Below are 22,334 nucleotides of genomic sequence, written 5' to 3' on the forward strand. Positions count from 1 at the left end.
GATAGATGGACCTAAAGACATGATGCTTGACGTCGAGCGTCTCGATGAGACGTGCATACAAAAACTGGCCAACGAAGAAGTCCTCGCCATCCGCGTCAAGGGCTTGTTGCCTGGGCCGCTGGCGATCCAGATCGGCGACAAGATCCTCGCCCCCGGCTTCGAAGGCTACATCAACGCGCCGAGTATCGGCCGCATTGGCATGGCGTTTTATGAAGCGGAAAACCAACCGCTGTTGATCGAAGACTATTTCGAGCGCGCCACCAGCAATATCGCCGAGTTGCGCAGCCGTTGTGCGCCCTACTCCTCTCCTGTCGACACGTTGCGCTGCATGCTCGACGAGTCCTGGCCGGCGGGGGCGCACCTGGAAAATCTCTATGGCCGCAAGATGTATGTGGGCCTGTCCCGGGTCGTGAAACCCGGGGTGTGCTTCCTCGCCCATCACGACATTTTCGCCAAGGACGCCCCGGACAGCTTCCAGGCCAGAAGCCTGGAAGCGCAGTTCGCCTGCAACGTCTACCTGAACATGCCGACCGAGGGCGGCGCGTTGCAGATGTGGGACCACGACATTTCTCCGGACCAGTTCGATGAAATGCGTGGCGACAGTTACGGCATCGACCCGGCCTTGCTTGGCCCTCCGACCCTGGAGATTCGTCCTGAGCCGGGTGATTTCATCATGTTCAATTCGCGCTGCATGCACTCGGTGACCCCGGGGGTGGACGATCCGCGATTGAGCCTTTCGTTCTTTGTCGGCTATCGCGGCAATGCTTCACCCCTGACTTTCTGGAGCTGAGATGTTTTCGAATTACCTGGGCGAGTTTCTGGCGCTGGCAACCATCCACTTTCTGGCCGTGGTCGCCCCCGGACCGGATTTTGCCGTGACCATCCGCCAAAGCGTGCGTTTCGGCCGCTTAGTGGGGATTTGCACGGCCCTGGGCATCGGCGCGGGCATTTCCGTGCATGTGCTTTACACCTTGCTCGGCGTCGGTGCGCTAATGCACACCACACCCTGGTTGTTGACGGTGGCCAAGGTTGTGGGGGGGGCCTACATTTTGTACCTCGGTGTGAGCCTGATACGCAGCAAACCCAAATCAGCGATTGAAGGCGACAAGGGTGCAGAGGCGTCAACTGAACGGCAGACCTTGTTCAAGGCCTTCAGCACGGGGTTTCTAACCAACGCCACCAACCCCAAGGCCACGCTGTTTTTCCTGGCGATCTTCACCACGATCATCAGTGCCACGACACCGCTGCAGATTCAGGCGCTATACGGGCTATGGATGTGTTTCGTGAACGCCTTGTGGTTCGTGATCGTGGCGCTGTTCTTTTCCAGCGCCCGGGTGCGATTGCTGTTCATGCGCATGGGGCACTGGTTCGAACGAACCATGGGTGTGATCCTGATTCTGTTCGCTGGCCGGTTGATTCTGTCGATGTAAAACAAACGGCCCGCCAGTCTGACTGGCGGGCCGTCGATATCATTTCTTGTTCGATAACCCAGACACCTACCAAAGCGCCAGGGTATAGCTGACGATCAAGCGATTCTCATCCAGATCATTGCCAAAGTTCGAACGCACCGACGCGTTGCGCCATTTAAAGCCCAAGCCTTTCAAAGTACCGTCCTGCACCACGTAAGCGATATCGGTGTCGCGCTCCCATTCCTTGCCTTCACCCGCAGCACTGCGCTGCACGTTATCCCCCGAGATATAGCGGGTCATAAAGCTCAACCCCGGCACACCCAATGCGGCGAAGTTATAGTCGTAGCGCGTTTGCCAGGAGTGTTCGTCAACGTTGGCGAAGTCATTGATCTGCACGAAGTTGACCAGGTACGGATCGCTGCGGCCGATGTACGGAAACGGATCGTCGCCGCTCATGCGCTGGTAGCCGAAGCCCAGCGCGTGGCCGTCGCGACTGTAGGTAAACATCGCACCGAGAGCCTGGTTGTCGAGGTCACGAAAGTTGCCATCTTCAATACTGCGCGCATAGCGCACGTCGCTCTTGAGCGACTGACCGGCCCCCAGATCCAGCAGGTGCACCAATCCGAGGTAGTTTTGCTGGTAGATATTTTCCAGGTTGCCGTAGCGGTACTGCGCTGTCAGGTTCGGCAGGAATTGATAGTCAGCCCCGGCGAACTGGAACTTGTCGCTTTGCCCGCCGATGCGATTGGCAGTCATGTCCTGGTAGTCAGTGGAATCGACAAAATTTATCTGCGTGAGTTGACCGGCGGTGAGCTTCAAACGGTCTATTTCCTGCACATTGACCAGGCCGCCTTTGAAAGTTGACGGCAACAGGCGAGTGTCGTTGGAGTTCACCACCGGATCCTTGATCTGCAACGTCCCCAGCTTCAGGGTGCTCTTGGACAAACGCACTTTGGCGGTCAGGCCCAACTCGCCATAGCGATCCTGCGAGCCGCCTGACAAATCCGGCGGCAACAGATTGGTGCCCGCCGTGCCGCCGCCGGAGTCCAGTTTAAAACCGGCCATGCCCAGTGCATCCAGACCAAACCCCAGCGTGCCAGCGGTATACCCGGACTCCATCCTCAACAGAAAACCCTGTGCCCATTCCTCGGCTTTGTCTCGCGAGCCGTCCTGGCGGAAATCGCGATTGAAGTAAAAGTTGCGTGCTTCCAGGCTGCCTTTACTGTCGGTAATGAAATCCGCCTGAGCGGCCGGTGCGCCGAGCAAGCTCAACCCGAGCAATGTGCCGACCGGGAGGTACAACCGTTGGGTGGAAAGCGAATAGTTCATGCCTGCTCCTGTTCCGGACGCGAGCGAGCCCTCTCGGGGGCGTTGCGATCGCGGCCGATGTTTGTCGATTAGCAATGGATCAGCGACGTCTGGGCACAATGGCCCAGACGTGTCGGGGTTCAGGATTCGAGTTGGCGACCGCGGGTTTCCGGCAGGCTTAACGCGGCCAGAATCACCACGCCATAGGCACCGGCAGCGAAGATTCCGATCCCCGTACCAATCGGCAACGTTTCGCTCAGCGCACCGATGAACAATGGAAACAGCGCCGCAATGGAACGCCCGGCGTTATAGCAAAAGCCCTGGCCCGAACCGCGCATGCGGGTCGGAAACAACTCGGTCAGAAAAGCGCCCATGCCGGCAAAAATGCCCGAAGCGAAGAAACCCAACGGAAAGCCCAGCCAGAGCATCCAGGTGTTGTCGATGGGCAGTTGGGTGTAGGCCAGAACGATCGCCATGGAGCCGACGGCAAACAGGATGAAGTTCTTCTTTCGGCCGATGGCATCGGTCAGCAATGCACTGGTCACATAGCCAATGTAGGAACCGACGATCACCATCGCCAGGTAGCCGCCAGTGCCAAGTACGCTCAAGCCGCGCTCGGTTTTCAGGTAAGTCGGCAACCAGGTGGTGATCGCGTAATAACCACCCAGCGCGCCAGTGGTCAGCAACGAAGCGCGCAAGGTGGTACTGAGCATCCGAGGCGCGAAAATTTCGAAGAAGGCCCAACGCGAATCCTTTTCAGGCTTGGCCTTGCGCTCAATACAGGCCTGCTCGAAGGTGTCCGACTCCTTGACCAGTCGGCGGATCACCAATACGAATAGTGCTGGCACCAACCCGATCATGAACAGCGCCCGCCAGGCCTCTTCTGGTGGCAGAAAACTGAATAATCCGGCATAGAGCAATGCCGTCAGCCCCCACCCCAGCGCCCATCCGGCCTGCACCATGCCCACTGCCTTGCCGCGATCCTTGGAGCGAATCACCTCGCCAATCAGCACCGCACCCGCTGTCCATTCACCACCGAAGCCAAAGCCCATCAGGGTCCGGGCCACCAGTAGTTGCTCGTAGTTTTGTGCCAGTCCGCAGAGGAAAGTGAAGAAGGCGAACCACAGCACCGTCAGTTGCAAGGTGCGCACCCGACCGATGCGGTCGGACAGTATTCCGGCGATCCAGCCACCCGCTGCCGAGGCCAGCAGCGTACAAGTGCCAATCATCCCGGCATCGCCCTTGGAGATACCCCAAGTGGCGATCAGGGTCGGAATGACGAAACTGAGCATCTGTGTGTCCATGCCATCCAGGGCATAGCCGATCTTGCAACTCCAGAAGGTACGCTTTTCATTTTTCGACAGGGGGCCGTACCAACTGAACGGGCCGGTGCGGCCCGAACCTGAAAGCACGTGGTCAGTCATGGTCTTTTCCATGGGAGTTCCTGCGGCAGCAAGCGAAGATGACGGACACGCCTCATTATTTTTTTGTGAAGGCGTTGTCGTGGGGGGGCAGACGCAGTGGCTGCGTCGTGGAGCGGATTCTTCGCGCCAAGGCCAAACTGCGTCAAACGGGAAAAAAACGAGGTTATGCATAAGAAAATTTGATACCCCCGGCGACGAACTCTGGAGTAACAATTGCAATGCGACGAACGCTTATCCCTGTGGGAAAACCGCCATGAACCTCAAATTTCTCGAAACCTTCGTCTGGGTCGCACGCCTGCAAAGCTTCAGCCTTACCGCAGAGAAAATGTTCAGCACTCAGGCGGCTATCTCCAGCCGGATTGCCTCGCTGGAAGAAGAGTTGGGCCTGCGTTTGTTCGTGCGCGATTCGCGCGGGGTATCGCTAACGCTGGAAGGCCTCAAGGTGCTCGACTACGCCGAGCAGATGCTCGAGGTTCAGCGAGCGTTGAAACAGTCACTGGATAACACCAACCCGCAACAGGGCCTGGTGCGCATCGGTGTGATGGATACGGTGATCCACACTTGGCTCAGCCCGTTGATGTCAACCTTGATGCAGACCTTCCCCGCCGTGGAAATCGAGATCACGGCCGACGCCGCACGCAATCTGTGCGATCAGCTGCAAAAGGGCTATCTGGACATCGTGTTCCAGACGGACCTGATCCGCCACGAAAGTGTGCGCAACCTCGAACTGGCGCACTATCCCATGCACTGGATCGCCGCCAGTAACTCAATCTATGCCCGCCCCTATGCCTCACTGGCTGAAATGGCCAGCGAGCGCATCATCACCTTCGTCAAAAACTCCCGGCCGCATCAGGATGTACTCAACCTGCTGCACGCCCACGGCATTAGCACGCCACGCGTCAGTTGCGTCAACTCGGTGTCGGCCATGACCCGGCTGATTCGTGACGGCTTCGGTATTGGCGCCTTGCCGGCCGCGCTGGTGGCCAAGCCCTTGGCCAGCGGCGAGCTGATTCAGCTGGAACCAGGTACTCGCTTGCCGCAGCTGGATGTCGTGGCTTCATGGCGCGCCGGCGTCGGCCTGGAGTTGATCGAAAGCATCGTCGACATGAGCCGCCAAGTGGTCTCCCAATACGCAGCGGATGTCGGCCCGCTTCGAATGGTTCCAGCACCCGGTCTCAACAGCCGACGGTCCCTTGAATAACTTTTAGTTGTCGGGGGGTAACAACATTCCTGGTTGGACGGCATCGTCATGGTTTTCTAAAAAGGGTCATCGAACCTGAAGAGATGCCGTGATGAGCCAACCCACCCTGTCGTTCGAACAACTGAAGCACAGCGTTCCACTGGCCCTGCGCCAATGCATCGCTGCCGGACAATATCGGGGCCACACCAGCGGCTTGGCCCAAGGTCGGGTGCAAGCCAATATCGTGATTCTGCCCAATGATTGGGCTAACGAGTTTCTGCGGTATTGCACGCTCAATCGTCAGGCTTGCCCGGTGCTCGACGTTACCGACCCCGGTGATCCGTATTTTCGCAATCTCGGCACAGCCATTGATATCCGCCACGAGGTGTCCCGATACAGGGTCTATCGCCATGGCGAACTGAGCGAAGAACCGGCGGATATCGGACATTTGTGGCAGGACGATCTGGTGGCCTTCGCCATCGGTTGCTCGTTCTCCTTCGAGCAACCGCTGCTGGATGCCGGCATCGCCCTCAGGCACATAGATCTGGGGCTCAATGTTGCCATGTACCGGACGAACATAGACACCCGCCCTACCGCTCGCCTGAGCGGCAAGCTGGTAGTGAGCATGCGCCCGATGAAGGCCGCCGCTGCGATCCAGGCGATCCAGATCACCGCACGCATGCCCAACGTCCACGGCGCACCGGTGCACATCGGTGATCCGGCGCTGATCGGCATCGATTCACTAAGCAGCCCGGACTACGGCGATGCCGTGTCAGTCGAAGCCGACGAAATCCCGGTATTCTGGGCCTGCGGTGTGACCCCGCAATCGGTGGTGCAAACTTCGCGTCCGCCGCTGTGCATCACCCACGCCCCCGGCTGCATGCTGGTAACGGATGTTTTGAATAGCGCTTTGTAAATGAGTGCGGGCTCGCGTGGCATAGTAACGTGAGCCTCGGATAAGGATGTTCTCAACTTGATAGGGATTCGACGGACAAACAATGAACACTGCTCAACTATCGATTCAACAGTACATAAAAGCCAAGGACAGTAATCGCCCACATTTGTTACGCCAGGCCTTTGCGCCAGACGCGATACTGGACATGGTCGTGCACACCGGATCTATCTCGTTTCCACCCCACGTTGAAGGCCTCGGATCTATCGGCGATGTGCTCGTCAGGCGATTCGGCCAGACTTTCGAAAACGTCTATACCTTTTGCCTGGGACTCCCACCAGAACCGCAGGCAAAAACATTCCAGTGCAAATGGCTGGTCGGCATGTCCGACAAGAGCTGCGGCGAAGGCCGAGTCGGTTGCGGTCTGTATGAGTGGCAGTTCAGCCCCGAGTCGAGGCTTGTCGAGAGGCTCACTATCACCATTGAGCACATGAAAACCCTGCCAGCGACTGATCTGCACTGCATCATGGAGTGGGTATCGCATCTGGATTATCCATGGTGCAGTTCGCAAGCCTTAGTGAGCAATGCTCCTGATATAGACACGCTTGAAGAGGTGATCCAGTACCTTACGGCCAATACGCCAACCTGCACTTCGCAGGTGTAGAGCGACACAATCAGTCGTATTCAGCTTCCTTGTCATATCCCGCCAGACGCCATTGTTACGATTGGTCAGCATTCGAAAAGTACAAACCGGCACGCCTGAAAAGACGCCACTCAATGAGTGGCGTTTTTGTGAAATATGCAGCGCAAAACCCAAAGAAAAACTCGCGGGACCGTAAAGCACCCCTTATTCCATCAGCATCCGGCGCAATACCAATGATTGCGTGGCCTAGCCGTGCTTTTCAGAAAAAAAACCAACATCTGTATCGAAAGTTTTCGTTCAAAGCATGGCGCTTTGCCTTGGTTGAACTACCTTTCAAACAAGAAGAAGACATAACGGTTCGAAATGCCACGTTAGGTTCAGCGATCAGATAGCGGATTGGCAAAAGGAGTTACCTCACTATGATCCTGACAAGCGTTTTCCGGCTCAGTGCGTTAATTGCCGGTTGCTTTTTAGGGGAGTCAGGTCGGCGCAAAGTGCCGTCTTTAGCTGCTGCTGTCGAGCCTGCGTATATCGTTCGGGTTGACAGCCCAGGCATCTGGATCACTAAAAACCGTTATAGCGAAGGTCGCTCGCCGTTCAGTCAGAACAGCGTATTGCAGCTGCTTGCATGTAGCACCAAAGAATGTTGCCGGGGCCATTAGTCAGGGGTCTGGCGGGGTAGAGGGCCGACCAAGGCCCCTTGTAGTGATCCGAGGCAACCTGGTTTTGCCTCAAAGATGGCTATTCAGCGAGGATGCACTTAATGAGCTATCGTACCGTGCCCGCTTTCAAGCGAATTATCCATGGTCTGTTCTGGACGGGCCTCAGCGTGAATGCGGCTCAGGCCGCGCCGGCCAATTGTTCGCAACTGGATAATATGCCGACAACGTTTGAGGTCGGTCAGGGGCTTCAGAATGAACTGCGCGTCCCCGTCCCGGTGACACAGCTGGCAGTCGGCGATCCGAAAATCGCCGACGTGCAACCCAGCGGCAACAACCCCAATGCCTTCTTGCTCACCGGTATGGCGCCGGGGACCACCAGCCTGATGGTCTGGACTGCCTGTTCGACAACGCCGCGCCAAAGCATGGTGTTCGTCAAGGGCAAGGCCACCGCGGCGCTCACCAGCGTCTCGACAGTGCCTTCCGAAGACCCGCTGTTGCCGATCCAGGTGCAAACCGACATCCGCTTCGTTGAAGTCAGCCGGACCAAACTCAAGGAAGCCAATGCCTCGATTTTTGGCCGCCAAGGCAACTTCCTGTTCGGCTCACCGAGAACCTTGCCCACCGTCGGCGGCATTGTCACGCCGTCGGTGCCGGTGAACAACGGCATGTTCAACTTCGCTTTTGCGTCAAGCGATACTCTAGTGTCGATCAACGCACTGGAAGGCAGCGGTTTCGCCTACACCCTGGCACGGCCAAGCCTGGTAGCGCTCAGCGGGCAGAGTGCGAGCTTCCTGGCCGGTGGTGAAGTGCCAATTCCAGTGCCCAGTTCCGGCAGCGATAACGTGTCCATCGAGTACAAGGAATTCGGTATTCGCCTGACCCTGACGCCGACCATCATCGGCAAAAACCGTATCGCGCTGAAGGTGGCGCCGGAAGTCAGTGAACTGGACTTCACCAACGCCGTAAGCATCGCCGGCACCATCGTTCCGGCGCTGACCATTCGACGTACCGACACCAGCATCTCCCTGGCCGACGGCGAAAGCTTCGTCATCAGCGGCCTGATCAGCACCCGCAACAGTTCCCAGGTGAACAAGTTTCCAGGGCTGGGCGATATCCCGATTCTGGGCGCGTTCTTCCGCGACAACAGTATCAACCGTGAAGAGCGTGAACTGCTGATGATCGTTACTCCGCATCTGGTCCAGCCACTGGCTGCCAATGCACAACTACCGTCATTGCCTGGCGAACAGCTGCGCAATTACGACCCGAACTTCTACCGTATGTTCTTTCTTGAAAATGGCGATTTCGACAGTCGCTCCGGGCTCTCGCAATGAGCCTGAATCAGACTTGCCTCGACCTCACTCGTAACGGTGATCTTGAACGCTTGCCAAGCCAGCTTTATTGCCATTGGCCAGGCGTTCAACGTGTTGTAGCCAGAGGACACTCGATGAAAGCAGTCATTGCAATAGCGGCGACATTAATGCTCGCAGGTTGTGCCAGCAATGGCCTGCCTTCGCGACCGCCTGAATGTGCCAAGCCCGGTTCGGATCAAGAGTTGGCCCTGAGCCTGGCCGACAACATGGTCAGCGAAGGCCGTTTGTATGCCAGCCTGGCGAATCTTGAAGGTTTGCCCGACAACTTGGTTCAAGTTCGCCTGCGCAAGGCTCGGGTTCTGCGCTTGATGGGGCGTAACGAGGCGGGGCCGTTGTATCAAAGCTTGCTCGGCACCTGTCTGGCCGCCGACGGGGAACATGGCTTGGGCCAGTTGGCCGCGGCCAAAAATGATTACGCCAACGCTACCACTCACCTTGAGCGTGCGGTGAAGATGGCCCCCACCGACGAAAGGATGCGCAATGACCTGGGGGTGGTCTACCTCAATCAGCGACGGATCCCTGAAGCACGCTTTGAATTCATGACCGCCATGGAGCTCAAACAGTCCAATTCACTGGCGGCAATCAATATGGTGACGCTGCTGATCTATCAGGATAACTGGAAGGCAGCTTCCGAACTCGTGACCCGCGCCAGCTTGAGTCCTCAGCAAGTCGCAGAGGCTCAAACCCGCGCGGAAAAACTCAAGGCTTCTGCTAAAAAAGCGGTGGCTTCCGAGGGGAATCGCAGAACTGAGGTAGCCGATGCCTCATCCAGTGCGACCAAGTAAAACGTACGAGGAGTCGAGATGAATACCAAGAGGCTGTTGATCGTGTGCATGGCTTGCCTGTCCACCAGTGCCTGGGCTTTTGAACCAGGCCCCTCTTCGAAGGAGCAAAAAGGCACCGAGCAGTGGATGCAGCTACAGATTCGCGGGATAGTTGCTTCACCCAAACTGCAAACCGCTTCGGCCACCGAACGTGACCTGGCCATGCAGCGCTGGCTGAACAGCTTCAACTACCCGATTCCGGAGTTTTTTGACCAGGATATGGCCGGTGAGATCCCTAGCAGTAACTGAGGCACGTCAATGGATGTCAGCCTCTGGTGTCGTCTAGAGTGGCCTGGCTGCAAAGCCGGGCTAGACGTTGTATGCAGGAAAGCATAGGCATCTACACATTATCCAAGCCTGGCCGGATCACTCTGTAGCTGCCGCAGGTTGCGATTTTTTGCACTTCAGCGATTCCCCTCGGCCATCAACATCAAAAGATCGCAGGCTTCGCCAGCTCCTACGCTTGACCGCGTTGGTGTTCCTGAAAGGGAGGTCTGGCAACCATTGCTTGCGCCTTGACCAGCCTGTCACCGAGCGTATCGCGACAATCAGCGCCCGGTCATTGATGAACAGATATACGCAAATCCCTGTAGGAGCTGCCGCAGGCTGCGATCTTTTGCTCTTCAGCGATTCCTCGCCCATCAAAATCAAAAGATCGCAGGCTTCGCCAGCTCCTACGCCTGACCGCGGTGCTCCTTAAAGGAGTGCCTGGCAATCATTGCTTGCGTCTTGACCAGCCTGTCACCGAGCGTATCGCGACAATCAGCGCCCGGTCGTGATGAACAGACATACGCAAATCCCTGTAGGAGCTGCCGCAGGCTGCGATCTTTTGATTCAGAGGCCTGGACAACGAATTGCCTGCCAGAAAAATCAAAAGATCGCAGCCTACGGCAGCTTCCTACAGGGATGTGGACCTATGGAAGGGAAGTGCAGATCAGGCTCAGTTGGCAAGGCCATCCTGTTCAATAGCAAGGACCTCATTACTTCCCGAATGCCTTGAACACTCCGATCATGGCGGGGCCAATAGCTACCAGAAAGAAACTCGGCCACAAACAGAAAATCAGAGGGAATATCATCTTGGTGCCGATTTTCGCCCCCATCTCTTCGGCGGCCTGCGTACGGCGGTCACGGAACTCGTCGGCATAGATGCGCAAAGTATCGGCCACGCTGGTACCGAAGCGAATACTCTGCGCCAACAGACTGACCAACCCTTGTACGTCATCAAGACCGGTGCGCACGGCCAGTTGCTTGAGCGCCTCGGTACTGGAAATGCCCGCGCGGATTTGCGCATTGACCAGGGCCAGCTCTTCAGCCAGCTCAACCTGACTGACCGACATTTCTTCAGCCACCCGCTCGATGGTCGTGGGCAGGGCCAGGCCCGACTCCACGCAAACCACCATCAGGTCCAGAGCATCCGGAAAGGCGGCACGCAATCTGCCCTGCCTCGCCTGCTTGCGTTTTCCGATATACAGCGCAGGTAGTAACCAGCCGACAGCAGCTGCTGCTAACACCAACAATAACCCTGTAATCAGAGAAAGCCTGGGGATCAGCGGCAACGCCAACAACGCAAGGCCAACCAATATCAGTGGCAACAACAATCGCACCGCCCAGTACATCTGGATTGCCGACGGTGAGCGGTAACCGGCGTGCATCAATAGGGTTTGTGTAACGGATGTCTGACCCGCCTCAGTCGAGGCAAAGCGTTGGCCGACCCGCTCCAGCAATAACTGCAGATTTCCCGGTGCATCCTGCCCGACTGAACTCCCCGAATGACCGCGTTTGATCAGCGCCAGGCGACGCCGCACTGGGTCCTGCAGCCCCAATAGCAGTAGCATCACGGTGATGATCGCGAGCACTGCACTCAGACTCATCGCACCGATAAACAACAGGCGTGCCATCTCCTCATTGCCTGTTACTCGACTGAACAACCCGAGTAAAAAATCCATGACCTGTACCTCCACATGGCGAATAACGCTTAAACCTGAATCCGGATGATTTTGCGTATCCAGAAAATCCCGATCAACATGCCACCAAAAGCGCCGAAGATCAGCTTATGACCGACCGGATCATTGAGGAGCACCGGCAAATAGGTAGGGCTGGTGAACACGATTACTGCCGCCAGCACGAAGGGAATGGCCACCAGTATCCAGGCCGACATCCGGCCTTCTGCCGACAAGGTCTTGACCTTGCGCTGGAAGCGAAAGCGCCCGCGGATCAGGCGACTCAAACGCTCTAGCACCTCGGTCAGATTGCCGCCAGTCTCGCGATGGATAAGGATCGAGGTCACCAGCATCATCACCGTCATGCTCGGCATCCTCTCCAGCAGGCCGAGCATGGCCCGGCGCACATCATTGCCATAGTTGATATCGGAGAAAGTCAGGCCGAACTCATGAGCAACCGCGCCCTTATGCTCCTCGGCAACCAGGCGCAGGGTTTCGTTGAACGGGTGTCCGGCGCGCAGGGCCCGGCACATGGCATCCAGCGCATCCGGCAGGCCTTCCTCAAACTCAGCAAAACGTTTGCCACGGTCACGAGAAATTTTCAGCAGGGGTAACCAGAACACCCCGAAGCCCGCCAGCAGCGCCATCCACCAGACTGACGAGATCACCCAGATCGAGATGCCCACACAGGTGCTCAGTAGCAGCCCGAGCAATATCACCCGATAAGCACGATATTCGTGGCCGCCCTGCTCGATCATCTGGGTCAGGCTCGCCATAAAGGGCAACTGCTCGAGCATGGCCTCCAGTGGCGACAAGCGCGTCAGATATTTCTGCCGCAACACCGTCTGCATGTTGGGCAAATTATTGGCTTTCTCCAGCACATGCAGACGACCGCGGATGCGCTTGCGCATCTTGCCGGCCTCACCGAACACCGGCACCACGACCCCCTGGGACAGAAGGAACACGGCGATAAACACCATGCCGAGGAACATCAGAATGAATTCACCAGGAATATTGTTCATGACTGCCGTGCCTCCATCCATTCAGGCCTGAACATCGTCAGCGGCAACTCGATACCGCGCTTGGCCAGCACATCGCGGAAGGCCGGGATCATGCCGCTGGGGCGATAATCGCCGAGCACCTCACCGTTTTCACCCATGCCTTGACGCGCAAAGGAGAAGATTTCGGTCATGGTGATGATCTCGCCCTCCATGCCGTTGATCTCTTGCACGCTGACCAGGCGGCGCTTGCCGTCCTCCTGACGTTCCAGCTGGATCACCACATCGATGGCCGATGCGATCTGCTGCCGCATGGCCTTGATCGGGAAAGTCGCCCCGGTCATCGACACCATGTTCTCGATTCGGCCCAACGCATCACGCGCGGTGTTGGCGTGAATAGTGGTCAATGAGCCGTCGTGGCCGGTGTTCATCGCCGTCAGCATGTCCAGCGCCTCGGCGCCGCGCACTTCGCCGATCACAATGCGGTCGGGGCGCATCCGCAGACTGTTGCGCACCAACTCCCGCTGACTCACCTCGCCTCGCCCCTCGATATTCGAAGGCCGGGTTTCCAGGCGTACTACGTGGGGTTGCTGCAGTTGCAGTTCAGCCGAGTCTTCGATGGTGACGATCCGCTCGTTTTGCGGAATGAAACTGGACAGCACATTGAGCATGGTGGTCTTGCCGCTGCCGGTACCGCCGGAAATCAACACGTTCAGTCGTCCACGGACAATCGCCTTGAGCAACAGGGCAATGGCCGGGGTCAATGTCCCCACCGAGATCAGGCTGTCGGTATTGAGCAGGTCCACCGCAAAGCGGCGAATCGACATGCTCGGGCCGTCGATGGCCAGCGGCGGAATAATCGCGTTAACCCGCGAACCGTCCTTGAGCCGGGCGTCCACCAACGGTGAGGACTCGTCGATACGACGACCCAGGCTGGAGACGATGCGGTCGATGATGTTCAGCAAATGCTGATCATCGCGAAAGCGCACATCGGTCCGTTGCAGTTTGCCGAAGCGTTCGACATAGACCGAGGCATGGCCGTTGACCAGAATGTCGGACACGCTGTGATCGGCCAGCAACGGTTCCAGGGGACCCAAGCCAAGCACTTCGTCAGTGATTTGCTTGATGATCAACTGGCGGCTGACAGAACTCACCGGCGCAGAATGCTCATCGAGCAAGCGCTGGCAAATATCGCGAATCTGCCGCGTGGCCTCGGCCTGTTCAAGGGAGTCCAGCAAGGACAGGTCCATGACCTTGAGCAACTGCTGGTAGATCTTTTCCCGCCACTCGGCTTCCACCGGGGTGACCTGGCTTCTGGTTTCGTAAAGAACGTCCGGCGCCGCACGTTCCCACGCCATTATTTCCTCTGCCGGGTCCAGCAGGTCGTCGCCCAGCTGAGTAGCCGACGAAGCGGCGGGTTTACCGGACTGTTTGCGCAAGCGGTTACGAAAGTCGCTGATCATGGGTCATCCCCCGAAAAAACGGTTGAAGGCGCGTTTGAGTAAGCCTTTGTTCCCGGCTACTTGTTGACCGACCAGGTCCTCGGTCATGTCGCGCAGAGCAGTAGTAATCGCCGCCCTCGGCGCATGCAGCCCCAACGGCACGCCAGTGTTCTGACTCTGGCTGACCAGGTTGAAGTCGTTGGGTAATTTCGACAGATTCGTGCAGCGCAGCGCTTCGCCGATGTCTTTGAGGCTGACGGTGGCTGCCTTGTCATAGCGGTTGACCACGATCTGCAATTGATCGCCGCGCACACCCAGGTCATCGCGAAGAATTCGCACCAGGGAGCTGGCATCGCGCAGATGACTGACGCTCTGCTGCACCACCACGTACACCCGATCCACCTGTTCCAGCACCGAGCCGGTGAGGTGGTCGATTTGCCGCGGCAGGTCAATCACCACCCAGTCATAGCTGGCGCGGGCCAGTTTCAATAGAGCATCAAGCTGTTCGGGCTGGGCATCTTGCGGCAGGCACAGCTCACCGGCCCGGCCACCCAGCACATGCAAGGTCGGGCTGAAGTGACTGCAAAAACCGCGTAACGCGACGCTGTCCATGCCGTCGATCTGATGCAACACCTCCAGATGGCTGTGCGTCTGCGCCACATCCAGGTAATGCGTCACGCTGCCAAATTGCAGGTCCATATCCAGTAGCAGGGTGCTGCCGCCCTTGGCGCTGAGCTGTTGGGCCAGGTTGCAGGCCAGCAAGGTTCCGCCGGAGCCACCCTTGGCGCTCATCACGGCGATCAATTTGCCTTCTGTTCCACTGCCGGTCCGAACTTCCATGACCAGACGATTCAAGGCGGCAACCAGCTCGGTCTCGGCAATGGGCTCGGGCAGCACGTCACGGGCGCCGGCCTGCATCGCCATACGCATGCCTTCCTGTTCGGTCAGCAGACCGCAGACCAACATCGGCGGACGCTCATGGGCCGGGTGCAGCAACAGCGCCGCCAGCTCTTCGCGCCACAGGTGGCTGACGCGCAACAGCAACAGATCGGGCATCCGGTCCAGGCCGTAGAGCGGGTCGACATGTCCATTACTCACCAGGCGAGTGCTCACCTCCAGGCCGGGCATGCGTTGGCAGACACTCTGCAGATCGCGCAAAGAGGTGGCATCGCGGCTGCTGATCAGCAACCGGAGCCCGGCTTTGCCGGTCGAGGTAGCGACTGGAGTTTCTTTAGTATTCAGCATGGCGTGATCTCCCCGGAATCGGAATGACGCCCGAGGCTTTCGCGTGGCAAGGTTGCCCTGAATGTGGGCAAGGTAATGGGCACGCCGAACCCGGGAATGAACAGATTGAAAACGAAGTTTTGCAGACTCAACTGGACATAGCGGATGGCACGAAAGCCGTTAACTCCACTCGTATCGCCGGGGTTGGCCACCAGAGCGCCATTTACGTCCAGGTAGGTCAGCGTCAGGTTGCTGGTGTTCAAGTTGGTGATCAGTTGGCTCGTACCTGCGTCGGTCGCGGCATTGAAAATGGCCCGCCGCAACACCACCGGATCGCTGATGTTGCACACTGCCGCCAGGCGCGCACCACGGCGAGCGGCTTCATCCAGCGCATTGATCGTGAAGTACAGGCGGCCCATTTCCAACACGGCGAACAACAGCGTGAACACCAGCATGCCAATGATGGCGAACTCCACGACATAGGTGCCGCGCATGCGTTTGCGATTCATCACAGTGCCCTCATGACGGTGGTGGCGACCAGCGGAATGCTCAGCGCAATAGGATTACCGAAGAAACCCGGAATCGAGCCGGTGCAATTACCACTGCCAATCACCGGGCAGAACGTATAGGTGATGGTGACCCGCACATGGTCCAGGCCCACCGCGGCGACCACTACGTTCGCGGTCGTCAACCCCGACACCACCGCGGTCCCGGTATTTGCAGGCACGCCATAGACGGCGACGTTTTTCGTCTGGGTCTGTAGCGTACTGCTCAGAGAGACAGCGCCGAGCGTCGAGTTCCAGGCCTGGCTGGCGACGAAACGGTCGGCATCACGGCTGGCCTGCAGTAACACGTTGTACTGGTAGAGCATGCGGCCGAACTCGCCGAAAGCCAGTAACAGCAGGAGCAACAGTGGCAGCACGAGGGTGAATTCCACCAGGGCCAGGCCTTGCTGGCGCTGCGGCTGTTTAAACGCGTGAAGTCTCATGACGTCCCCTCCTACGAGTCGGTGCTCGGAGTGCCGCTGCCGTTGAGATAGGTTTTGTAGAGCTGAATGATCTGCGGGCCGGAATCGTTCATCGGGTTAGGACCGGACACGTTGTCACCTTCGCACTCCTTCACAAACTGCCCGAAAATCTGCGCCTCCGTGCCGCCGCCGTTCATGGGCTGCACTACGAAATAGCAGCCAAAACCCAGGACAGGGATCGAGGTTGAACCGCCCTGTTTCCCAGTGCATTCACCCACCACGATTTTCAGCATCCGGCGCTCGAACACTCCATTGCTCTCACAGCCACTGCCGGTCCCTGCCACGCACGCGGCCACGCTGGCACGCCAGTCGTTGTAATCCATTATTGCCTCGCCACCTGCCGTAAGGTTGCCATCGCTCGATGTGACAGGCTGCCCCTTGTATTGCGCTTGTGCCGGGGTAACTGAATCGTTGTAAGTAATCTGAGGGTTGCTGGACGCGGTCACCAGGTCTGGCGGATAGTTCGAAGCACTGACCGGACCGTTGTAGATGCCAAAGCGTGTATTCAGGCCTTGAGACGCAGGGCCGACCTTGTTGCCAGGCGCGGTCTGGACATTTTCCCCCACGTTGCGACAGACCGAGCCGCCTCCAGCCAGGTCGTCCCTGACCGTGCTGCCGCCCGAGCCGAAATCGAGCAACTGGAAGTTGCCTGGGCCAATGGGGGACGAATTGCCGGCAGCCGACTTCAATACTTGCAAATCACCAAACTGGAAGCCCCAGAACATGCCAGCGTCAGGGTCGTATTGGGTCGCGTCGCCACAGATCATCAACGGGGCGAGATCACACGGGCTGGTAGGGCTGGGTCCAGCGGTGGCGATCGCCGCCACTCTTTTGTTCCCCAAGCCGCCGGTGCCGAATGTCTGGACGAAGCTCCAGAAAAACTCCGTAAGACTATAGTTCGGTACCGATACCCGAACGTATTTGGCATCCGCCGGCCCGGGAAAGGAGAACGGGCCATAGACGCTGCTGGACAGTTCCACCACCGCAAAGGTGCCTGGGCTGCCGGCGACCGCCGTGGCCAATTCATTGTTGCCCGCAGCATTAGCATTCTGCGCCAGAGTATTGAGCGCCGCAGCCTGCGTCGCGCTGGCAGAATTGATACCCCCCATCACCTGACTCAGGGTTTTGGCACCACTCAAGGCGGCGGCGTCCACCGCATTCTGCAGGCGCGTCTTGTTCAGCAACATGTGTCCGCCGTCCAGAGCCAACGCCGCCATCATCGCCATCGCCGCCAACGCGATCACCATCAATACGCTCACCGAACCTTCCTGGCGCCTTGGCGTCGCAGTGAACGGCTGCTGAATTCGAAGATTCATCATCAAGCCCTCATTTACCGATACTGATCCGGATCGGCTCCGCCAATACCTGGGTGTCCAGGCGCCTGTTGCGTTCTATCAGCGAATGTTGACTACTTTGGTTTCGATCCCGCGGATAATGGTGATAGCTCCGCCACTGCTGCGCTGCACCACGCGTTTTGGCGCCGGGGCAGCGGCCATCGCCATGACCGGTGCCGCAGGTGCAGGCGCAACGGCCGCGATTTTCTTCTGGTCGTTCAGCGGATTGCGCAAGGTCAGTTGCAACTTGCCTTCCGTTTGTGCGGTAACCAGGGTTTCAGCCTCTGCAGTCGTCATTTCCAGCGTCACTGCACGTACCACTACCGGCTGGGTCTTGTCGGTACCTGCGGTCTGGTCCACTGCCAACACCCGCAAGTTCTCGAGGATGGTCTTGGACACGGCGTTGTTGCCGGTGCCATCAGTGCGTTTGGTTGCCAGTACATCGACCCGGTTGCCCGGTAACAGGAACCCGCCCACACCGACCACGTCGTCCACGCGGACCGAGATGGCACGTTTGTCTGTCGCAATCAGAGACGCCAGGGTACTGCCACCCAAGTGCTCGCTCAGGCGCGCGCCGCGCATGATGTCGCCCTTCAGGATGTCGAACGTTGCGATCTTGCCCACTGCCTTCTCGCTGGAGTCGAAAGCATCGTCCGGTATCGTATCTATGGGCATGCGCATGGTCGTGACTTGTTGAGCCTCGACCATCTGCCCGAATGGAATCTCGACCGTGGCGACTACCACGCTTCGAAGGTGGTCATCCGGGCTGGCATTGAGCCGTGCGCTCAGCCAGGAGTCAGCCATCCATGCAGCCCCAAGGCCCATGACCAGAGAAATGCCTATCAGGGAAACAGTACGAGAGCTCATGTCAGTATCTCCGCTTCAAAGAAAGTCGAGCTGGACAAAATAGTTGTGCCAGGCCCATTCCAGCTCCTGGGGCGACAGGGCTCCGGAACCGCCCAGGTAACGCTGACGGTCGAGGGCCATGTTCAGGAGATCGCGGGGATGGCAAGGCACCAGGGGCATGCCTTCACTTGCATAAAGCCTTTGCAATACATAACGCAGCAGCAGCGGGTCAAAAGGAATGCCCAGACGCTCGCTTTCCTGTCGCCAGATCTTTTCGTACTCCTCAGGCTTCAGGTAACCGAACTGCAGCTTGTAGCCAATCCGGCGAAGAAAGGCCTCATCGGCCAGCTCCAGGGGATTGAGGTTGGTGGAGAACACCAGAATAAGATCGAACGGCAACTCGCAATGCCGGCCGCCGCCCAGGTTGAGGAAGTCGCGCTTCTCTTCCATCGGTACGATCCAGCGGTTCAACAGTTCGGCCGGAGCCATGCGCTGGCGTCCCATGTCGTCGATGATGAACAAGCCATTACTGGCCTTGAGCTGCAAGGCGGCCTGGTATTGACGGGTGTAGGGGTCATAGCGAACGTCCAGCTGTTCCATGCTCAGCTCGCCGCCCGTAATGACAATCGGGCGTTTGCAGCACAGCAGACGACGGTCGATCCCTTCGTTGAGCATCAGACTGTTCGGTTGACTGTTGTCATCCAGACGTTGATGCACCTGCGGGTCATAGATCTCGATCACCGACTCGTTGATGACGATGGCATGAGGCACCCAGATCGCTTCAGCGAACAGACGAATCAGCCGACTGCTGACATACGTCTTGCCGGTACCCGCGGGGCCATAAATCATGATCGCGCGCCCGGAGTTCAGCGCCACACCCAACTGATCGAGCATCCCCTCCGTGAGCACTACGCCCGCGAGGGCCCTGTGCATATCGTCGGCGTTGATGCGACCGTGGTGAATGGTCTGGATTTTGATCAGGGAACGGTAAGTACTCACTGGGAAAGGTGCCGCACCGATATAGCCGCTACGTGACAGGGCATCTCGGGCGGCACTGCGACCGCGTTCGGTCAGGCCATAACGCAGCATCTGCCCACTCGTGGTTTGCGGCCCCATCTGGCCAAGCACTTCGACACGGCCATCCTTGCGCAGAAACGCCAGGACCTCCTCTAGTACAGCGCCGGTCAACGCCAGGCGCTCCACCAGCCGCGACATGTCCAGCACACCGGCGTCATGCAAATGCTTGCACACCAGCTCACCGAGAAAACTGTCGGTCAGACCGGTTTCGCGGATGGTGCATGGCTGAGGAGCCAGCCGTTGCACCGCTTCCCTATCGCTGGGGTAGGCATCACTATCGACGATGACGTGCATGACTAACCTCCGAATCCGAATCCACCGACAACGAGTTGCCAGTAGACGCTGTTCAACGTCCCGAGCAGGATCGCTACCGTATAAGGAAAGGGCTTGCCAGCCACCTCGTCCGAGTTCGGTGCCATGTAGGCCCGTGCCCGAAACATCAGCCGATAGCGCCCCAGGGTCTGCAACAATTGACCGCGCGCCAGCACGATCAGAAAACCGCACAAGCCTCCCCATAGCAGACTGAAGAACACAGCCCACAAAGCGAAATGGGGGGGTAGAAAACTGCCAACCATGGCCATCAGCTTGACGTCGCCGGCAGCCATGCCGCCCAGAGCATACATGGGCAAAAACAGCCCAAAACCGATCAGAAGCCCCTGCAGGCCGTCCCCCATCCCGCTGAGCCCACCTGAATAAGTCTGGCCGGCCAATCCCAAGGCCAGACCCACCAGGATCAGCAGGTTAGGAATGCGGTGGCGACGCAAGTCGCTCACCACCGCTACGCCCAGCAGTCCTATCAGCACTACGGTAGCTGCCAGCTGTTCCATGGACATCGCGCATCTCCCTAGCAGAGTTGTTATCAGCAAGAACCAGCAATGATGGCGTTGCAAAGTTGCCGGATTCTGGTGTCCACCACCCCACCAAGAAGGGTGAATGCTACGACAACAGCTGCTGTAATCAGCCCACCCGCCACTGCGTATTCCACAATGGTCAGGCCGTCTTCGTCTTTGGCGAACTTCACTACCGAAGCCTTGATTGTTTGCATGATCATTTTGCCCACCTCACTCGAATGTTGTTTTTCCGGAGGCAGTGCGTTCTGCTCTGCCTGGATGCAACACTAGTCAGGGGCAAGGCATAGGCGTTAGGAAGATTTTGCACATCACTAGGACTTTTTTGCGGGGGCACCAACTACCAGGTAGTTGGCTTTTGAAAGGAACGGCAGGGCAAAAAAAGGAAATGACTTGCGAATGCGATTGCCGTTGATTCACAAGCGACGAGCGGTTGCGGCTCGGGACATCGATCCACGCTGACAAACAACTGGGTGTAACGGCTTTGCAACGAAATATAGAGCGTATAGAACTAAAATATCAGTTCTTTATAAGCATTTAATCTGCAAAGTCAGTGCACGTTGACAATACTACTCAGCGAAGAGCGGCGCTAAGAACCCCAGAGTAGAGACATGACGTCCAATTTGACCAGAAGGCCATCGCTACTGTGGTTCGATCTGACCCACGATCATTCCACGAAGGAACTCATCGCGCAGTTCGAGGGTACCTGCGACTGCAAATTGGCGATAAATTCCGCGTTGCCCATCGGGGAACAGGCGGACATGATCTGCATCCATTTTGATCGCCCCGACACGCCGGGCTTGAGGCTGTTGCTGGAGATCAAACGTACCACCCCCACCATCCCGATCACCATGTTCACTGTGCAGCACTCGGAAGAACTGGCGGTATGGGCCATGCGTTCCAGTGTCTGGGAATACATGGTGTTGCCGTTCTCATCCAACGAGAGAAAGCGTTACCTGACGGCCGTAGTGCAGCTGTGCGAGTTGCGCCGAAATGCCAACGGCCAGGGCCAGACCTCGCTGATCGATCACTCCCCGACCTTGCCGGACAGCATCCGATTGACCTCGGGACACCAAAAACACCAGGCGTTGAGCCACGTCATGCTGTACATCGACCAGCACTTTCGCGACAGCATCGATCAGAGGGAGCTGGCGAAGCGCTGCGGCATGACGACCTTTCGCTTCAGCCGCCTGTTCAAGGAAGCCAATGGCGTCGGTTTTACCGATTACATCCTGAACAAGCGCATGAGCTTCGCCAAACAACTGCTCGACAATAGCCAGATGCCTATTACCAGCATCGGCTATGAAGCCGGCTTCAAGGACCCGTCCTACTTCGCTCGCGCCTTCAAGCAGTTCGTCAACTGCACACCCAGCGAATACCGTTTGACCTGCCAACTCAGAGCAGTGGCAGCGCAACCGGCGCTGGAGGATACAACCGCTGAAGTGCTCGAAAGCCTGGTACAGAGCCTCGGAAGTTGAGGCGTTTTTACCCTCACACAATTTCAGCCACGACGCATTCCTTGTAGCAGCTGCCGAGCCTGCGAGGCTGCGTTCGGCTGCGCAGCAGTCGTGATTCCGGCCGACGCAGACTGTCTGACACACCGCGAATTCTGACTTTACGACTGCTGCGCAGCCGAACGCAGCCTCGCAGGCTCGGCAGCTGCTACGGATTACCCGAAGGTTTTTATTCCAATCAATGAAAATGACAAATAACGCGCATAAAAAAACGCCGCTCAATGAGCGGCGTTTTTTTTGAATTTGGAGCGGGAAACGAGACTCGAACTCGCGACCCCGACCTTGGCAAGGTCGTGCTCTACCAACTGAGCTATTCCCGCAAATGGCGTCCCCTAGGGGACTCGAACCCCTGTTACCGCCGTGAAAGGGCGG

The 22,334-nt window shown here is 57.9% G+C and carries 23 protein-coding genes and 1 tRNA gene; 10 read left to right on the plus strand and 14 right to left on the minus strand.

From position 1 onward, the window contains the following. Positions 1 to 19: 19 nt before the first annotated feature. Together ACIPLA_RS24500 and ACIPLA_RS24505 are read left to right on the plus strand one after the other, a co-directional pair. On the plus strand, positions 20 to 790 hold the full coding sequence (locus tag ACIPLA_RS24500) for a 2OG-Fe(II) oxygenase (RefSeq protein WP_008070203.1): 771 nt from the start codon (positions 20 to 22) through the stop codon (positions 788 to 790). Position 791: 1 nt separating this feature from the next. Next, the gene (locus ACIPLA_RS24505; RefSeq protein ID WP_218397755.1) at positions 792 to 1,430 is read left to right on the plus strand and encodes a LysE family translocator; all 639 of its coding nucleotides are present in this window, start codon (positions 792 to 794) and stop codon (positions 1,428 to 1,430) included. Between the two features lie 66 nt (positions 1,431 to 1,496). On the opposite strand, the gene ACIPLA_RS24510 is transcribed toward ACIPLA_RS24505, so the two are convergent. Continuing rightward, entirely contained in the window at positions 1,497 to 2,738 is a 1,242-nt protein-coding gene (locus ACIPLA_RS24510) for an OprD family porin (protein ID WP_401176663.1), read from the minus strand. Positions 2,739 to 2,857: 119 nt separating this feature from the next. Continuing rightward, the gene (locus tag ACIPLA_RS24515) at positions 2,858 to 4,141 is read right to left on the minus strand and encodes an MFS transporter (RefSeq protein ID WP_185022051.1); all 1,284 of its coding nucleotides are present in this window, start codon (positions 4,139 to 4,141) and stop codon (positions 2,858 to 2,860) included. A gap of 253 nt (positions 4,142 to 4,394) precedes the next feature. Between ACIPLA_RS24515 and ACIPLA_RS24520 the strand changes: the two genes are divergently transcribed. The 7 genes from ACIPLA_RS24520 to ACIPLA_RS24550 all read left to right on the plus strand — a co-directional run bounded on the left by ACIPLA_RS24520 (position 4,395) and on the right by ACIPLA_RS24550 (position 9,961). Next, the gene (locus tag ACIPLA_RS24520) at positions 4,395 to 5,342 is read left to right on the plus strand and encodes a LysR family transcriptional regulator (RefSeq protein WP_401176666.1); all 948 of its coding nucleotides are present in this window, start codon (positions 4,395 to 4,397) and stop codon (positions 5,340 to 5,342) included. Positions 5,343 to 5,433: 91 nt separating this feature from the next. Then, positions 5,434 to 6,237 carry a putative hydro-lyase gene (locus tag ACIPLA_RS24525; RefSeq protein ID WP_401176669.1) on the plus strand — a complete coding sequence of 268 codons (804 nt, stop codon included), beginning with the start codon at positions 5,434 to 5,436 and terminating at the stop codon, positions 6,235 to 6,237. Positions 6,238 to 6,319: 82 nt separating this feature from the next. Beyond that, entirely contained in the window at positions 6,320 to 6,877 is a 558-nt protein-coding gene (locus ACIPLA_RS24530; protein ID WP_401176671.1) for a hypothetical protein, read from the plus strand. A gap of 113 nt (positions 6,878 to 6,990) precedes the next feature. Then, positions 6,991 to 7,248 carry a hypothetical protein gene (locus ACIPLA_RS24535; protein ID WP_401176674.1) on the plus strand — a complete coding sequence of 86 codons (258 nt, stop codon included), beginning with the start codon at positions 6,991 to 6,993 and terminating at the stop codon, positions 7,246 to 7,248. Positions 7,249 to 7,619: 371 nt separating this feature from the next. Next, positions 7,620 to 8,849 carry a type II and III secretion system protein family protein gene (locus ACIPLA_RS24540; RefSeq protein ID WP_218397762.1) on the plus strand — a complete coding sequence of 410 codons (1,230 nt, stop codon included), beginning with the start codon at positions 7,620 to 7,622 and terminating at the stop codon, positions 8,847 to 8,849. Between the two features lie 113 nt (positions 8,850 to 8,962). Continuing rightward, positions 8,963 to 9,673: a tetratricopeptide repeat protein gene (locus tag ACIPLA_RS24545; protein WP_401176678.1), complete on the plus strand. Its 711-nt coding sequence runs from the start codon at positions 8,963 to 8,965 to the stop codon at positions 9,671 to 9,673. Positions 9,674 to 9,691: 18 nt separating this feature from the next. Further along, positions 9,692 to 9,961: a DUF3613 domain-containing protein gene (locus ACIPLA_RS24550; protein ID WP_218397766.1), complete on the plus strand. Its 270-nt coding sequence runs from the start codon at positions 9,692 to 9,694 to the stop codon at positions 9,959 to 9,961. 731 nt (positions 9,962 to 10,692) lie between these two features. Here ACIPLA_RS24550 and ACIPLA_RS24555 read toward each other — a convergent pair. The 11 genes from ACIPLA_RS24555 to ACIPLA_RS24605 all read right to left on the minus strand — a co-directional run bounded on the left by ACIPLA_RS24555 (position 10,693) and on the right by ACIPLA_RS24605 (position 20,651). Beyond that, the gene (locus ACIPLA_RS24555) at positions 10,693 to 11,658 is read right to left on the minus strand and encodes a type II secretion system F family protein (protein WP_401176681.1); all 966 of its coding nucleotides are present in this window, start codon (positions 11,656 to 11,658) and stop codon (positions 10,693 to 10,695) included. 29 nt (positions 11,659 to 11,687) lie between these two features. After that, positions 11,688 to 12,674: a type II secretion system F family protein gene (locus ACIPLA_RS24560; protein ID WP_401176684.1), complete on the minus strand. Its 987-nt coding sequence runs from the start codon at positions 12,672 to 12,674 to the stop codon at positions 11,688 to 11,690. Continuing rightward, positions 12,671 to 14,113, minus strand: a complete 1,443-nt coding sequence (locus ACIPLA_RS24565) for a CpaF family protein (RefSeq protein ID WP_401176687.1) — start codon at positions 14,111 to 14,113, stop codon at positions 12,671 to 12,673. The genes ACIPLA_RS24560 and ACIPLA_RS24565 overlap by 4 nt, the downstream gene beginning before the upstream one ends. A 3-nt stretch (positions 14,114 to 14,116) precedes the next feature. Next, on the minus strand, positions 14,117 to 15,337 hold the full coding sequence (locus ACIPLA_RS24570; RefSeq protein WP_401176689.1) for an AAA family ATPase: 1,221 nt from the start codon (positions 15,335 to 15,337) through the stop codon (positions 14,117 to 14,119). Then, positions 15,331 to 15,825 (minus strand): TadE/TadG family type IV pilus assembly protein, encoded by a 495-nt coding sequence (locus ACIPLA_RS24575; protein ID WP_401176692.1) that lies wholly within the window; start codon positions 15,823 to 15,825, stop codon positions 15,331 to 15,333. Before ACIPLA_RS24575 ends, ACIPLA_RS24570 begins: the two co-directional genes overlap by 7 nt. Then, complete coding sequence (locus tag ACIPLA_RS24580; protein WP_401176695.1) at positions 15,825 to 16,304, minus strand: TadE/TadG family type IV pilus assembly protein; 480 nt, start codon at positions 16,302 to 16,304, stop codon at positions 15,825 to 15,827. Before ACIPLA_RS24580 ends, ACIPLA_RS24575 begins: the two co-directional genes overlap by 1 nt. A gap of 11 nt (positions 16,305 to 16,315) precedes the next feature. Continuing rightward, positions 16,316 to 17,662, minus strand: a complete 1,347-nt coding sequence (locus ACIPLA_RS24585; protein ID WP_401176698.1) for a TadE/TadG family type IV pilus assembly protein — start codon at positions 17,660 to 17,662, stop codon at positions 16,316 to 16,318. A gap of 75 nt (positions 17,663 to 17,737) precedes the next feature. Then, a complete protein-coding gene (gene cpaB, locus ACIPLA_RS24590; RefSeq protein WP_401176701.1) occupies positions 17,738 to 18,544 on the minus strand; it encodes a Flp pilus assembly protein CpaB in 807 nt (268 codons plus the stop codon). A 15-nt stretch (positions 18,545 to 18,559) separates the two neighbouring features. Further along, the gene (locus ACIPLA_RS24595) at positions 18,560 to 19,894 is read right to left on the minus strand and encodes an AAA family ATPase (protein ID WP_401176703.1); all 1,335 of its coding nucleotides are present in this window, start codon (positions 19,892 to 19,894) and stop codon (positions 18,560 to 18,562) included. Positions 19,895 to 19,896: 2 nt separating this feature from the next. Continuing rightward, entirely contained in the window at positions 19,897 to 20,433 is a 537-nt protein-coding gene (locus tag ACIPLA_RS24600) for a prepilin peptidase (RefSeq protein ID WP_123494625.1), read from the minus strand. Between the two features lie 26 nt (positions 20,434 to 20,459). Further along, positions 20,460 to 20,651 carry a Flp family type IVb pilin gene (locus tag ACIPLA_RS24605; protein WP_052964891.1) on the minus strand — a complete coding sequence of 64 codons (192 nt, stop codon included), beginning with the start codon at positions 20,649 to 20,651 and terminating at the stop codon, positions 20,460 to 20,462. A gap of 408 nt (positions 20,652 to 21,059) precedes the next feature. On the opposite strand from ACIPLA_RS24605, the gene ACIPLA_RS24610 reads away from it, so the two are divergent. Further along, complete coding sequence (locus ACIPLA_RS24610) at positions 21,060 to 21,926, plus strand: helix-turn-helix domain-containing protein (protein ID WP_401176708.1); 867 nt, start codon at positions 21,060 to 21,062, stop codon at positions 21,924 to 21,926. Between the two features lie 280 nt (positions 21,927 to 22,206). Here ACIPLA_RS24610 and ACIPLA_RS24615 read toward each other — a convergent pair. Then, positions 22,207 to 22,282: transfer RNA gene (locus ACIPLA_RS24615), tRNA-Gly, on the minus strand. Between the last annotated feature and the right edge of the window lie 52 nt (positions 22,283 to 22,334).

It is taken from the genome of Pseudomonas sp. NPDC086112 (genome assembly GCF_044746425.1).
Taxonomy (GTDB): Bacteria; Pseudomonadota; Gammaproteobacteria; order Pseudomonadales; family Pseudomonadaceae; genus Aquipseudomonas.